Origin of the sequence: Actinokineospora pegani, from assembly GCF_009745975.1 — a bacterium.
In the GTDB taxonomy this organism is placed as follows: domain Bacteria; phylum Actinomycetota; class Actinomycetes; order Mycobacteriales; family Pseudonocardiaceae; genus Actinokineospora; species Actinokineospora pegani.
In genome coordinates, this window is sequence record NZ_WHOL01000096.1 from 1 (window position 1) to 12,924 (window position 12,924).

Annotated in this window: 14 protein-coding genes; 8 read left to right on the forward strand and 6 right to left on the reverse strand. The window is 74.9% G+C overall.

Annotated features, from left to right (window positions below; translation table 11 throughout):
• The 4 genes from GCL84_RS29630 to GCL84_RS16525 all read left to right on the forward strand — a co-directional run.
• A partial coding sequence (locus tag GCL84_RS29630; RefSeq protein WP_407924400.1) for a hypothetical protein occupies positions 1 to 238 on the forward strand: 238 nt, incomplete at its 5' end.
• Between the two features lie 1,021 nt (positions 239 to 1,259).
• Complete coding sequence (locus GCL84_RS16515) at positions 1,260 to 1,469, forward strand: DUF397 domain-containing protein (protein ID WP_156756376.1); 210 nt, start codon at positions 1,260 to 1,262, stop codon at positions 1,467 to 1,469.
• Positions 1,470 to 1,625: 156 nt separating this feature from the next.
• Positions 1,626 to 2,468, forward strand: a complete 843-nt coding sequence (locus tag GCL84_RS16520) for a helix-turn-helix domain-containing protein (RefSeq protein WP_156756377.1) — start codon at positions 1,626 to 1,628, stop codon at positions 2,466 to 2,468.
• Positions 2,469 to 2,499: 31 nt separating this feature from the next.
• On the forward strand, positions 2,500 to 3,387 hold the full coding sequence (locus tag GCL84_RS16525; protein WP_156756378.1) for an SAM-dependent methyltransferase: 888 nt from the start codon (positions 2,500 to 2,502) through the stop codon (positions 3,385 to 3,387).
• 18 nt (positions 3,388 to 3,405) lie between these two features.
• Here the strand turns inward: GCL84_RS16525 and GCL84_RS16530 are convergent, their stop codons facing one another.
• The 4 genes from GCL84_RS16530 to GCL84_RS16545 are packed head-to-tail and all read right to left on the reverse strand — an operon-like array spanning position 3,406 to position 8,667.
• Positions 3,406 to 4,953: an acetolactate synthase large subunit gene (locus GCL84_RS16530; RefSeq protein ID WP_156756379.1), complete on the reverse strand. Its 1,548-nt coding sequence runs from the start codon at positions 4,951 to 4,953 to the stop codon at positions 3,406 to 3,408.
• A 29-nt stretch (positions 4,954 to 4,982) separates the two neighbouring features.
• On the reverse strand, positions 4,983 to 6,344 hold the full coding sequence (locus GCL84_RS16535) for an FAD-binding oxidoreductase (protein ID WP_156756380.1): 1,362 nt from the start codon (positions 6,342 to 6,344) through the stop codon (positions 4,983 to 4,985).
• 39 nt (positions 6,345 to 6,383) lie between these two features.
• Positions 6,384 to 7,442, reverse strand: coding sequence for an FAD-dependent oxidoreductase (locus GCL84_RS16540; protein ID WP_156756381.1), 1,059 nt, complete (start codon positions 7,440 to 7,442; stop codon positions 6,384 to 6,386).
• A 46-nt stretch (positions 7,443 to 7,488) separates the two neighbouring features.
• A complete protein-coding gene (locus tag GCL84_RS16545) occupies positions 7,489 to 8,667 on the reverse strand; it encodes a sensor histidine kinase (RefSeq protein ID WP_235926324.1) in 1,179 nt (392 codons plus the stop codon).
• Positions 8,668 to 8,769: 102 nt separating this feature from the next.
• Between GCL84_RS16545 and GCL84_RS16550 the strand changes: the two genes are divergently transcribed.
• Positions 8,770 to 9,531, forward strand: a complete 762-nt coding sequence (locus GCL84_RS16550) for an SGNH/GDSL hydrolase family protein (RefSeq protein ID WP_156756382.1) — start codon at positions 8,770 to 8,772, stop codon at positions 9,529 to 9,531.
• Here GCL84_RS16550 and GCL84_RS16555 read toward each other — a convergent pair.
• Complete coding sequence (locus GCL84_RS16555; protein ID WP_156756383.1) at positions 9,528 to 10,577, reverse strand: NAD(P)/FAD-dependent oxidoreductase; 1,050 nt, start codon at positions 10,575 to 10,577, stop codon at positions 9,528 to 9,530. The two genes, GCL84_RS16550 and GCL84_RS16555, sit on opposite strands and share 4 nt — an antisense overlap.
• 32 nt (positions 10,578 to 10,609) lie before the next feature.
• Between GCL84_RS16555 and GCL84_RS16560 the strand changes: the two genes are divergently transcribed.
• From GCL84_RS16560 to GCL84_RS16570, 3 genes are all read left to right on the forward strand, one after another.
• Entirely contained in the window at positions 10,610 to 11,023 is a 414-nt protein-coding gene (locus GCL84_RS16560; protein WP_156756384.1) for a GNAT family N-acetyltransferase, read from the forward strand.
• 122 nt (positions 11,024 to 11,145) lie between these two features.
• Positions 11,146 to 11,637, forward strand: a complete 492-nt coding sequence (locus tag GCL84_RS16565; protein WP_156756385.1) for a DUF3558 family protein — start codon at positions 11,146 to 11,148, stop codon at positions 11,635 to 11,637.
• A gap of 47 nt (positions 11,638 to 11,684) precedes the next feature.
• The gene (locus tag GCL84_RS16570; protein WP_156756386.1) at positions 11,685 to 12,086 is read left to right on the forward strand and encodes an OsmC family protein; all 402 of its coding nucleotides are present in this window, start codon (positions 11,685 to 11,687) and stop codon (positions 12,084 to 12,086) included.
• Here the strand turns inward: GCL84_RS16570 and GCL84_RS16575 are convergent.
• A complete protein-coding gene (locus tag GCL84_RS16575; RefSeq protein ID WP_197523303.1) occupies positions 12,049 to 12,894 on the reverse strand; it encodes a 1-aminocyclopropane-1-carboxylate deaminase/D-cysteine desulfhydrase in 846 nt (281 codons plus the stop codon). The genes GCL84_RS16570 and GCL84_RS16575 overlap by 38 nt on opposite strands.
• Positions 12,895 to 12,924: the final 30 nt, after the last annotated feature.

Consider the following 12,924-nt stretch of genomic DNA (forward strand, 5'->3'; position numbering starts at 1 on the left):
CGCCACTGCTCTTCCCGGACTCGCCGCCCCGTCCGGGTGGAACCCGTCCGCCACACCACCCGGTGGTGGCCACCCGGCCAGGGACTCGTGTGATCGGCCCGCGCTCTGCCACGCTCATCCGGACGCTGCCGCCCGGACCGGGGCTCCGAACCCCCGGTCCGGTCCGCTCGTCGCAGGCACCGCGCCGCTGGGCCCGCGGATCAGCCTGATCGGCTCGGTGTCCTGGATCGGCGGCTGACCGCCGCCGCCTGCCCCCGGGCACCCGAACCCCGGGGGCAGGCTCCCCACCGGCGGACCGGCCCCCGCTGCCCTTCGATCCCGGCCTAGGCCGCTTCCCGCTCCCCCGGGGAGGCGCCCCCACGCGCACGCCGACCGCCGATGGGCACCACCGACCCAGCGCGCCGCGCCCGGCCCGCGCGCCGCGCACCAGGTCCGCGCCCACCCCCCACCAGCGCGGACCAGAGGCTCACCACCCCCGACCACCACAACCGCGGGACGGCCGCCCCCAGTCGTCCCAGCCCCCGGGGTCCCCCGACCCGGGGAAGCCCGCCACCGGCGGTCCTCCCCCGCGCGCGCCCCGTCGCGACCCCCACCGCGACGCGACGCCCCCACCCGGGCGCCACCCTCCCCACCCACGCCGCGACGCCGTCCACCGGCAGCGGCCGCGGGGCCCGACCGGCCCCACCCACCCAGGTGGCGTCCGCGAGCGCCGCCGCGACCCGGTCGGGATCGCGGCGCACGGGCGCCGGACTCCACGGCGACGACGACAGCGCGGACGGCCGCGACCCCGGCGCGGCGGGCGGCCGGATCGCCGCCAGCGTCGTGGTGTGCCGCCTCGCCATGCTCTCCGTCCCATTCGGTCCGCTCGGTCTTGGGCAGCCCCGACCCGGGCGAATGCGGCTGCGCGGCCATCTTTTCCACCCTTGTCCGGATGGGTGAAATCGCTGGCGTGCGCTCGGCCGGAACTCCGGTCGGGGACTATCCCGATGGAACGGTAGTACACCAGGATACGAATCAGTACATCGATCCCAATTTAGATTATTCCACTATGCACAATGGGTCGTCCGCGTGCGGAATGGTATCCGCGACGGGCGTGGACGGGGGCGGTCGAGCTGACTCCAGCCACCAAGGGATGATCGGGCGATCGGGTAACGATCGTCACTCTCAGCACGTTCCACATCACCCAGTGTTGCTTCCTGATTATTCCACTGGCAGGATTAATCCCGTAGACGGTCACTCACAAGAGCGGAGACAGCACCATGGGGCACAGCGGCGGCACCGACGACGGCGAACCCCCGACCTGGCGCCGGTCGAGCCGGTGCGAGCCGTCCGGGGATTGCGTCGAGGTGCTGTTCGGTGGGCATTCACGGACGGGGGTGCGCGATTCCAAGAACGCCGGCGCGGCCACCCTTGAGCTTTCCGCGAGCGCGTGGTCACAGTTTGTCGGACGGCTCACCGGGCAATGGTGATCACGTCGCCGAAATCGACCTGCGACGGAGCGTGCGAGCAGATTAATCCGCTCCACCGAATCGTTCCGGTGGCAGCACAGGCGAGTACCGCACCACTACCCAGCGTCATATACCCTGGGGGTGCTTCTGACGCCGGAGCGAGAAGGTGGTCCCTGGGTGCAGGACAACGCCGCCCGCCGCGCACTGGCCCGGCGCATCCACGCCGCGCGGTCGGCCGCCGCCATGACGCAGACCGACCTGGCCGACCACATGGGCTGCACGCAGAGCAAGATCCAGAAGATCGAGGCGGCCAAGGTCGGGGTCAAGGCCGACGAGCTGCGCCGGATGCTGGAGGTCCTCGGCGTCGCCGGGGACCAGGCCCAGGAGATGGTCGCGCTGGCCGAGCGGCTCACCGAGCGGCGGATGCGCACCGGTCTGCAGGAGACCGACGAGTTCGCGCTGCTGACCGACCTGGAGTCCGAGGCCGCCACGATCCGCGGCTGGCACACCGAGCGCATCCCCGGCCCGTTGCAGTCCGAGCGCTACATGCTCAAGCAGTTCCAGTTGGCCTGGCGGCCGGGGGTGGTCGCCCAGACCGAGATCACCGAGCGGTTCCGCCGCCGCAGGGCCCGCACGGAGATCTTCACCGTGGCCGCCCCGCCCGCCTACCGCGCCATCCTCAGCCCGTCCTGCCTGGACCGGCTGCCCGGCGGGCGCACCCGCGACCTGGTGGTCGACCAGGTGGAGCACCTGCTGGCGCTGATCGAGCGGCACGACAACCTGGAACTGCGCGTGCTGCCCTACGAGGCCGCGCTCTCGCACGTGCACTCGGGGTTCACCGTGCTGGACTTCACCGAGGCCGACCGGGACTTCGCCTACATCGAGCTGCCCGGCGACGCCAGGACGATCACCAGCGCGTCCAAGCTCGCGGGCTACCGCGCGGAGTGGGACCGCATCAGCGCCGCCGCACTGGACGTCGAGGCGACCGCGGACTTCCTGCGCAAGATCATCACCGACTGACCCGACCCACGCCGACCACGGGGAGCACGCCATGACAGACGGCAAACCCGACGCCCTGTCCGACCCGATCCCCCCGCAGGGCATCGACCTCGACCGGCCCAGCGTGGCCCGGGTCTACGACTTCTACCTCGGCGGCACGGCGAACTGGGCCATCGACCGCGAGTTCGGCCGCCGGGTGCTCGCCGAGGTCCCGATGCTGCGCGACATCGCCGTGGCCAACCGGCTCTACCTCAACCGGCTGGTGCGCCACCTGACCAGGCTCGGCGTGCGCCAGTTCCTCGACATCGGCGCGGGCGTGCCCACCGCGGGCGCCACCCACCAGGTCGCCGCGGAGATCGTCCCCGACGCCAGGGTGGTCTACGTCGACAACGAGCCGGTGGCCGTGGCGCACGCGGAGGTCCTGCTCGACGAGGAGGGCTCCGCCGACCAGCACGCGGTCATCTACGGCGACCTGCGCAACCCCGACGAGCTGTGGCGCGAGGCGCTGGCCACCGGCATCCTCGACCCGGACGAGCCGGTGGCCCTGCTGCTCATCGCCGTCCTGCACGTCTTCCAGCCCGACCCGGCCACCGGCGAGGACATCGGCGCCCAGTGCGTCGACCGCTACCGCGAACTGCTGCCGCCGGGCAGCTTCCTGGGCATCTCCCACATCACCGACGACGGCGTGCCGCCGGAGATGGAGACCAAGCTGGTCGAGCTCAAGGCGCTCTACGACCGGTCGTCCAGCAGCAACGTGATCTGGCGCTCGCGCGCGGAGATCTCCGCGCTGATGGGCGAGTTCGAGCTGGTCGAGCCGGGCATGGTGTGGACGCCGCAGTGGCACCCGGAGGAGACCGGCCCCACCGCCCAGCAGATCCGCTTCAACCAGCCGAACGAGGCCGTCGTCTGGGCGGGGTTGGGCCGCAAGCCCGGCCGGTGACCGGCCGGGCCCGCGGGCTCACATCAGCGGCGGGACCACCGCGTCGATCAGGTGCGGGCCCGGCTCGGCCAGCGCCCAGGAGAACGCCTCGGCCAGCTCCTCGGCCGTGCCCGCCCGCCGCGCGGGCACGCCCATGCCCTCGGCGAGCTTGACGAAGTCCAGGTCCGGGGTGCCGATGTCGAGCAGCGACCGCGCGACCGGGCCCGCGGTCTCCGCGCCGACCCGGCCCAGCTCCATGCGCAGGATGGCGTAGGCGCGGTTGTTGAGGATGACGGTGGTGACGTCGAGGTTCTCCCGGGCCATCGTCCACAGCGCGGAGATCGTGTACATCGCGCTGCCGTCGGCCTGCAGGGCGATCACCGGCCGGTCCGGGCAGGCCACGGCGGCGCCGGCGGCGACCGGCAGGCCCTGCCCGATCGAGCCGCCGGTCAGGGTCAGCACGTCGTGGCGGGGGGCGCCCGCGGTGGCCGCGGGCAGCAGCACGCCGGAGGTGTTGGCCTCGTCGGAGACGATCGCGCCCTCGGGCAGCAGCGCGCCGATGACCTCGACCCAGTTCTGCGGGGTGAGCGGTCCGGTGGGCAGGGCGGGCCGCGCGGGCTCGGCCAGCACCGGCTCCACCCCGGGGGCGACCTCGTCGGCCAAGCGCTCCAGGGCGTCGACGATGTCGTCCTCGTGGCCTGCCAGGGGGTGCACCGCGCAGCCGTCGGGGGTCAGCGCGGAGGGCTTGCCCGGGTAGGCGAAGAACGACACCGGGGCCCGCGTGCCCGCCAGGACCAGGTGCTTGACGTCGGTGAGCTGCCACTGGGCCTGCTCGGCCAGGTAGCCCAGCCGCTCCACCGCGGGCAGGCCCGCGCCGCGCTCCAACCGGGCGGGGAAGGTCTCCACCAGCAGCTTGACCCCGGTCGCCGCGGCGATGCGCGACGCCGCGCGCAGCCCCCGCTCGCGGGTGGCCGAGCCACCGAGCAGCAGCACGGCCGACTCGCCGCCGCGCAGCACCTCGGCGACCGAGGCGAGGACGGCGTCGGCGACGGTGGCGGGCGCGGGCAGCGGCGCCGGGGGGGCCGCGACCCCACCCTCGCCCCAGGAGACGTCGGCGGGCAGCACCAGGTTGGCGATGCGCCCGGTCGAGGCGGCTGCCACGGCCTCGGCGGCGTCCGCGCCGACCTTGGCCGGGTCGGTGCTGGTGCGCGACCAGCCCTCGGTCCAGCGGGTCAGCGCGTCGATGTCGGACTCCAGCGGCGCGTCGAAGGCCTTGTGCGCCAGCGCGTGGTCGCCGATGACGTTGACGATCGGCGTGCGCGCGCGGCGGGCGTTGTGCAGGTTCGCGCCGCCGTTGGCCAGGCCGGGGCCCAGGTGCAGCAGGGTCGCGGCGGGCCGGTCGGCCATCCTGGCGTAGCCGTCGGCCGCGCCGGTCACCACGCCCTCGAACAGTGCCAGCACGCCGCGCATCCGCGGCACGGTGTCCAGCGCGGCGACGAAGTGCATCTCGGAGGTGCCGGGGTTGGCGAAGCAGACCTCCACCCCGGCGTCGACGAGGGTGCGGATCAGTGACTGTGCGCCGTTCATGGGTTCCTTCGCTCGGGGCGGGGTGTGGGTCAGAGCAGGACGCCGGGGTTGAGGACGCCCGCCGGGTCGAACGCCGTCTTGATCCGGCGCATCAGGTCGAGCTTGGCGGGGTCCTCGAGGTCCAGGAAGTGCGCGCGCTTGGCGTGGCCGATGCCGTGCTCGCCGGAGATCGCGCCGCCGAGGCCGTGCGCGGCGGTGAACAGCGCGCGCAGGACCGTCGAGCGGCGGGCGTCGTCGGGCTGGAAGACGGCCAGGTGCACGTTGCCGTCGCCCGCGTGCCCGCAGCCGATCACGAACGTCTCGTGCTCCTGGGCGATCTCGCGCACGCGCGCCATGAAGTCGGGCAGAGCGGCGCGCGGCAGGACGGTGTCGATGATGTCGTTGGCCCCGGCCGCCTTGGCGGTGTGGAAGGCGCGCTCGCGGGCCTCGACCAGCCGCCGCGCGGACCCGCCGGGCAGCACGTAGGCGTCGACCGCGCCCAGCTCGGAGAGCAGCTCGCCCGCGGCGGCGACGTCCTCGTCGAGCCGGTCGGTGGACCGGTTCTCCAGCATCACCACCAGGTAGGCCTGGGCGGTCTCGCGCACGGCATCGGGGATGCCCAGGCTCAGGTCGGCGGTGTGGGTGATCGCGGCCATGGTCATGCCGTCGATGTACTCCAGGATCAACGGGGCCAGCCCGCTGCCGACGACCCGCGGCACCGCCCGCGCCACCTCGGCCAGGTCGCCGAACGGGGCCAGGACCGTGGCCTGGTGGGCGATGCGCGGCTGCAGCTTGAGGGTGGCCTCGGTGACCAGGGCCAGCGTGCCCTCCGAGCCGATGACGAGCTGGGTGAGGTCGTAGCCGGAGCTGGCCTTGACGTACTTGCCGCCGGAGCGGATCAGCTCGCCGGTGGGCAGCGCGGCCTCGACGCCGAGCACGTGGTGGCGGGTGACGCCGTGCTTGACCGCGCGCATGCCGCCCGCGTTGGTGGCGACGCTGCCGCCGAGGCTGGCGCTGAGCTCGCCGGGGTAGACGGGGTAGACCAGCCCGGCGGCGGCCGTCAGCTCGTCGAGCTCGCGCAGGGTGACGCCGGGCTGCACGACGGCGACGTGGTTGTCCGTGTCGACCTCCAGGACGCGGTTCATCCGCTCGAAGGAGACCACGATGCCGTCCGCGCGCGGGACCGCGCCACCGGACAGGCCGGTGCCGCAGCCGCGGGCGGTGACCGGGGTGCCGGTCTCGGTGGCCGCGCGCAGCACCTCGGCGACCTGCTGGGCGTTCTCCGGGCGCACCACGTGCGCGGGCCGCTGCCCCGGCACGGTCAGGCACTCGTCGTGGCCGTGGTCGTCGGTGGGCTCGGCCAGGTCGACGACCCCTGCGAGCCTCGTCGCCAGAGCTGCGCTGTCCGCCATTGGACCCCTCCCGGTGCCGGTTGGGGCCCACGATAGCCATCAGGGGCCGGTTGTCACCGTTTCGGCGAGGTGCTCGCGCAGCGCGGCGACGGCCGCGCGCCCGGCGCGGGTCGCCCCGATGGTGCTGGCCGAGGGCCCGTAGCCGACGAGGTGCACGCGCGGGTCGGCGACGACCCGGGTGCCGTCCATGGCGATCCCGCCGCCGGGGGCGCGCAGGCCGAGCGGGGCGAGGTGGTCCAGGGAGTGCCGGAAGCCGGTGGCCCAGAGGATGGTGTCGGCGGGCACGAACCGGCCGTCGTCCCAGGCCACGCCGTCGCGGGTGAGCCGGTCGAACATGGGCAGCCGGTGCAGCACCCCGCTGCGGCGCGCCTCGGCGACCTCCGGGGTCAGCATCAGCCCGGTCGTGCCGACCACGCTGGTGGGCGGCAGCCCCGCCGCGACCCGCTCGGCGACCTTGGCCACGACCTCGCGCCCGTACTCGGGGGTGAACGGCCCCTCCCGCCACACCGGCTCCCGCCGGGTGACCCAGGTCGTCGCCGCGGCCCCGGGGGCCAGCTCCATCAGCGCCTGCACCCCGGACGCGCCGCCGCCGACCACGACGACCCGCTTGCCCGCGAACTGCTCGGGCCCCCGGTAGTCGGCGGTGTGCGACTGGACGCCCGCGAACTCGGCCTGGCCGGGGTAGTGCGGCCAGAACGGGCGGTCCCAGGTGCCGGTCGCGCTGATCAGCGCCCGGGTCTGCCACGTGCCGCTGTCGGTCTCGACGACCAGCGCCGAACCGCTGTCCCGCACGGCCTTGACCGCGACCGGGCGGCGCACCGACAGGTCGAACTCGCGCTCGTAGGCGGCGAAGTAGTCGGCCACGACCTCCGACGCGGGCCGGTCCGGGTCGGCGGACTCGAGCTTGCGACCGGGCAGGTCGTGGATGCCGTGCACCTTCCCCAGCCGCAGCGACGGCCACCGGTGCCGCCACGCCCCGCCCGGACCGGGGTTGGCGTCCAGCACGACGAAGTCCAGGCCGGACCGCCGCAGGAAGTACGCCGCCGACAACCCCGCCTGCCCCGCCCCCACCACCACGACGTCCTTGACCGCGCTCATGTCCAGCACAACGCTCAGCGGCGGGATTCCATCCCACCCCGTCGGGTCAGGTGACGGGGACGTGGGCGGGGAGCACCGCCTCGACCTGGAAGCCGCCGCCGCGGGGGCCCGCCTCCAGGGCGCCGCCGAGGAGTTCGACGCGCTGGCGGAGGCCGACCAGGCCCGCACCGGAGCCGGTCGCGGAGAGGGCCTTGTCGACCGGGGCGGTGGCGGGGCCGTTGCGCACGGTCAGGCGGACGTTCTCGGCGGTGTGGTGGACGCGGACGGTGGTGGCGGCGCCGGGGGCGTGCTTGCGGATGTTGGTCAGCGCCTCCTGCACCACCCGGTGGGCGGTGCGGGCGACGGCCGCCGAGGTCGGCGCGGGGTCGCCCTCGACGACCAGGTCGACCGGAACGCCCGCGGCCGCCGAGTCGGCGACCAGGTCGGCCAGGTCGGACTCGGGCGGCGCGGCCTGCTGGTCGCCGTTGCGCAGCACGCCGACCAGCTCGCGCAGCTCGTCGAGCGCCTCGCACCCGGCCACCCGCAGCCCCTCGGCCGCCTCGCGGACCCGGTCGTCCGGCGCGGTCGCCCCGAGCGCGCCCGCGTGCACCACCATCAGGCTGACCCGGTGGGTGACCACGTCGTGCATCTCCCCGGCCAGCCGCACCCGCTCCTCGGCGCGCGCCCGGTCGGCCACCAGGTGCTGCTCGCGCTCGGCGCGCTCCGCCCGGTCGGTCAGCGCCCGCACCAGCCCCCGGTTGGCCCGCACGAACAGCCCGATCAGGGCCGGGACCAGCACCGCGAGCACCGCGCCGAGCATGACGTCCGCCGAGAGCTCCCACGGCCGCGCGGCCATGACGGTCACCGCCGCCAGCACCGGCCCCGCGACGATCGGGGTGACGTGCAGCACTGCGTTGTAGACGATCACCGGGGTGGCCACCGGCACCCACGCCTCGCCCAGGTTGATGTCGATCTCGGCGCCGAGCTGGGCGGCGACGATGACGGCCAGGTAGAACACCGTCAGCCCGGCCAGCGCGGCCAGCAGCGCCCGCGGGAACCAGGCCCGGACCACCAGCGCCAGGACCAGCACCGGCGCGATCACCGCGTCCACCCAGTCGAAGGTGGAGTCGGGTCGGGCCACCACGAAGCCGAAGACGACCCACAGCGCCAGCGTGACCGGGACGGGCAGCAGGTAGAACAGCGCCTGCCGCGGGGTGGTCCACAGGGGCTCGCGGGTGGGGCTCACGAGGAGACCGTACCCAGACCCGCCTGGGGCGCGCGGGGGTTCCACCGAGGCCGGGGACAGGCGTCCCGGCCCTCGGGCCCGCGTCGTAACCTGGTGCCCGCCATGACCTACAGCAGCCTGGTCGCCCTGGGCGACTCCTTCACCGAGGGCATGTCCGACGAGCTGGCCGACGGCTCCTACCGGGGCTGGGCCGACCTCGTCGCCGCCCGGCTCGCCGCCGAGACGCCCGGTTTCCGCTACGCCAACCTGGCCGTGCGCGGCAAGCTCGTCGGCCAGATCCACGACGAGCAGCTGGCCCCGGCCCGGGCGATGGGCGCCGACCTGGCCCTGTTCGCGGGCGGCATGAACGACGTCCTGCGCCCCGGCTGCGACCTGGCCGCGGTCACCGACCGGGTGACCCGCATCGCCGACGGCCTCGCCGAGTCCTCGGGCAGGCTGCTGCTGTTCCGCGTCATCAACCCGTCGCGCCGGATGCGCGGCGGCGCCCGGATCATGCCCAGGGTCAACCGCCTCATCGCCACGGTCGACGACCTCGCCGCCCGGCACGACGCGATCGTGGTCGACCTGTTCTCCTCCCCCGTGTTCGACTCGCCCGCCCTGTGGGCCGAGGACCGCATCCACCTCAACACCGAGGGCCACCGCCGCGTCGCCGGGGCCGTCCTGCGCGCCCTGGGCCGCTCGCCGGAGTTCGACTGGGACGAGCCCGTCCCCGCCTCCCCCGCCGACCCCCTCCGCGCCCGCGTCCGCGCCGACCTGCGCTGGGCCCGCCACCACCTGGCCCCCTGGGTCCTGCGCCGCCTGCGGGGCGCGTCCTCCGGCGACGGGCGCTCCCCCAAGCGCCCCGACCTGTCCCCCTGGGTCTAGAACCGGCCCGGCGACACCAGGTCCAGGTCCACAGGGGACGGTCCACCCACCACGGCGGCCACCAGGGCGTCGGCCAGCGCGGGCGCCATCTGGATGCCGTACCCGCCCTGCCCGGCGATGTGGGCGAAGCCCGGGTGCCCGGGGTGCCCGCCGACGACCGGGCCCCGGTCCGGGGTGAACGTGCGCAGCCCGGCCCAGCTGTGGCTGACCGAGCGCAGGCCGAGGGTGGTGGCGGCGTTGACCCGTTCCAGCGCGCGGGCGATGTCGAGCGGGTCCGGGCGGACGTCGGCCGGGGCGGACGGGGTCTCGTCGGCCGGGGACAGCAGGAGGGACTGGCCCTCGGGGCGGAAGTAGAAGGCCTCGGCCACCTCGGCGACCAGCGGCCAGGCCGGGTCGACGGCCGCCGGGGCGATGGCGATGGTGCGGCGCAGCGGGCGCAGGCCCAGCGGCGGCACGCCCGCCAGCGCGGCGACGTCGTCGGCCCAGGCGCCCGCGGCGTTGACCACGAAGCCCGCGGCGACCTGGTCGGCGCCGAACGTGGCGGTCCAGCCGGAGCCGTCGCGGGACAGCGCGGTCAGCGGCGCCGACACGCGGGTCTCGCCGCCGCGCTGGCGCAGCTCGCGCACGTAGGACTGGTGCAGGCCCATGACGTCGATGTCCTGGGTGTCGTCCTCGACCGCGGCGGCGCGCACGGCCTCGGGCCGCAGCACCGGGCACAGGGCGCGGGCCTGCGCGACCGGCACCCGCGGCACCGGGGGCATCTTGGCCACGGCGTCGTCGGTGGCGGCCAGCCAGAGGGTCGGGCGCGGGGTGAGCAGCGGCGAGTCCACCGAGCGGGCGTCGAAGCCGGGGCGGCTGGCGGCGGTGAGGGCGCGCACGACCGGGCCGCCGTAGCTGGGCAGGTAGACCGCCGCCGACCGGCCGGTGGTGTGCCGGGCCAGGTCGCGCTCGGTCTCGACGAGCAGCACCGACCCGTGCGCGGCCAGGCCGGCCGCCGCCGACACCCCGCCGATCCCGCCGCCGACCACCAGGAAATCCCATGTCACCCCCCGAGCCTATGCCGATAGCGTGCCCCCCGATGAGCGAGCACGAGATCTCTGACGACCCCACCCGCCTCGACCGGGCCGTCGTCCACGGGTTCCTGACCACCGAGGCGTACTGGCACCGCTGGCGCACCCCCGCCGACATCGACGCCCAGATCGCGGGCTCGTGGCGGGTCGTGGGCGCCTACGACCGGGTGACCGGGGCCCAGGTCGGGTTCGCCAGGGCGGTGTCCGACGGGGTCGCCCTCGGCTACCTCGCCGACGTGTTCGTCGTCCCGGCCGCCCGGGGCCGGGGCGTCGGCAAGGCGCTGGTGCGGGCGCTGGTCGAGGAGGGCGCGGGCGCCGGGATGCGCTGGCTGCTGCACACCGCCGACGCGCACGACCTCTACCGGTCGTTCGGCTTCCAGGAGCCCGACGCGACCTACCTGGAGCGCCCGATCCGGCGGTGAGTTCCGCTTGTCCGCCAAGCAAAGTGGACGCCCGGTTCGTCACGCGGTGAGGTTTTCCCGAGATCCTCTCCCCTTTCCCCGCCGTGATCGCTAGCTTCCCCCGCGAGGGAAGGGGACGGGCGATGGTGCTCAGGGGTGTCGGTCTCGGTGTGGCCGCGCTGGCGCTGGTGGCGGGCTGCGGGTCGAGCGGGCCGGAGCCGGTCAGCAAGTCGATGACCGAGATCGCCGCCGAGGAGCTGTGCGGCGTGCTGACCCCGACCGAGGTCGTCGACGCGGCCGAGTCGGCGGGCGCCGCGACGACCGAGCCGTACTCGACGCTCCCGCAGACCATCGGCGACCAGCAGACCTGCGGTTTCACCGCCGGGAACGCCACGCTCAGCCTCACCGTGGCCGAGGCGGCCCTGCCCCAGGAGGGGGTGGCGGTGTCCGTGGCGGGCGCCGACGCTGTCGAGTTCGCCGACGACCAGGGCGCCTGCACGTTGGGCGTGGCCGCCGGCAGCGGGCAGTTCCTGCTCTCCTACGCCGACTTCGACAAGCGCGGGCAGGACGCCGCCCCGATGTGCTCGGCGGCGCGCGGGCTCGCCGAACTCGCCTGGCCCAGGGTGAAACCGTAAGATCACCGCCTCACCCCACCGGCGGGGTGATGACGGAGGTGACCGGGATGGCTGCGGTGCGGGTCCGGCGGATCGGGACGCACGCGTTCACCGCGACGAACGAGCGCGGCGCGCACGTGCGAGTCGGGCGGGCGGGCGAGCCGGGGGCGTTCACCCCGGTCGAGCTGCTGCTGGCCGCGGCGGCGGGCTGCGTCGGGATCACCGCGGAGGACCTGGTCGTGCGCCGGGCGGGCGCCGATACCTCGATCGAGGCGGTCGCCGAGGACGTGCGGCCGGTGGGCGCGCACGAGCTGGACGCGGTGGCGGTGCGGCTCGGGCTGGACCTGTCGGCGCTGGACGCGGCGGAGCGGGCCGAGCTGGTCACGGTGGTCAACCGGGCGGTCGAGGCGGTGTGCACGGTGACGCGCACGCTCAAGCGGTCGACGCCGGTGGATCTGGCTGTCCCGTGATCACGGCGACGACCGTGGTCCCGGGCGCGAACTCCCCCGACTCCGCGCGGGCGTAGATCCCCGCGAGCATCTTCGCGACGTAGAGCCGCTCCACGGGCACGCCGTGGCGGGCGGTGAACTCGTCGGCGAAGGCGTGCAGGGCCGGTGTGGTCTTGGCGTAGCCGCCGGAGTGGAAGCGGGTGTCGACCTCCCAGCCCGCGCGGTGGCCGACGAAACCGGCCACCGCGTCGGCCAGGAAGTCCCCGCGCAGCACGGCGAACCCGACCGCCCGCTGCCCCGGCCCGAGCCCCGACGCCAGGCCCGCGAGGGTCGCGCCGGTGCCGCACGGGCAGCAGACGACGTCGAACGCCGGCAGCTCGGCGACGACCTCCCGGCACCCGCGCACGGCGAGGGCGTTGCTGCCGCCCTCGGGCAGCAGGTGGTGCGGGCCGAACTCGGCGCGCAGCCGGGCCAGCACGTCGGGGTCGGTCTTGCGGCGGTAGGTGGCGCGGTCGAGGTAGGTCAGCACCATCCCCTGGGCCGCGGCGAAGGCCAGCGTGTCGTTGAGCGGGCGGTGCTCCTCGCCCCGGATGACCCCGACGGTGGCGAAGCCGAACTCCCGGCCCGCCGCGGCGACCGCCCGGATGTGGTGGGAGTAGGCGCCGCCGAAGGTGACCACCCGGCCCGCCGCCCGGGCCGGGGCCAGGTTGTGCGCGAGCTTGCGCCACTTGTTGCCGGTGATGGTCGGGTGCAGCAGGTCGTCGCGCTTGAGCAGCAGGCGCACCCCGCGCAGCCGCTCGTCGTCCACGGCCTGGACCGGTGAGGTCACGACGTGATCATAGGCGGGGTCACCGTGCGT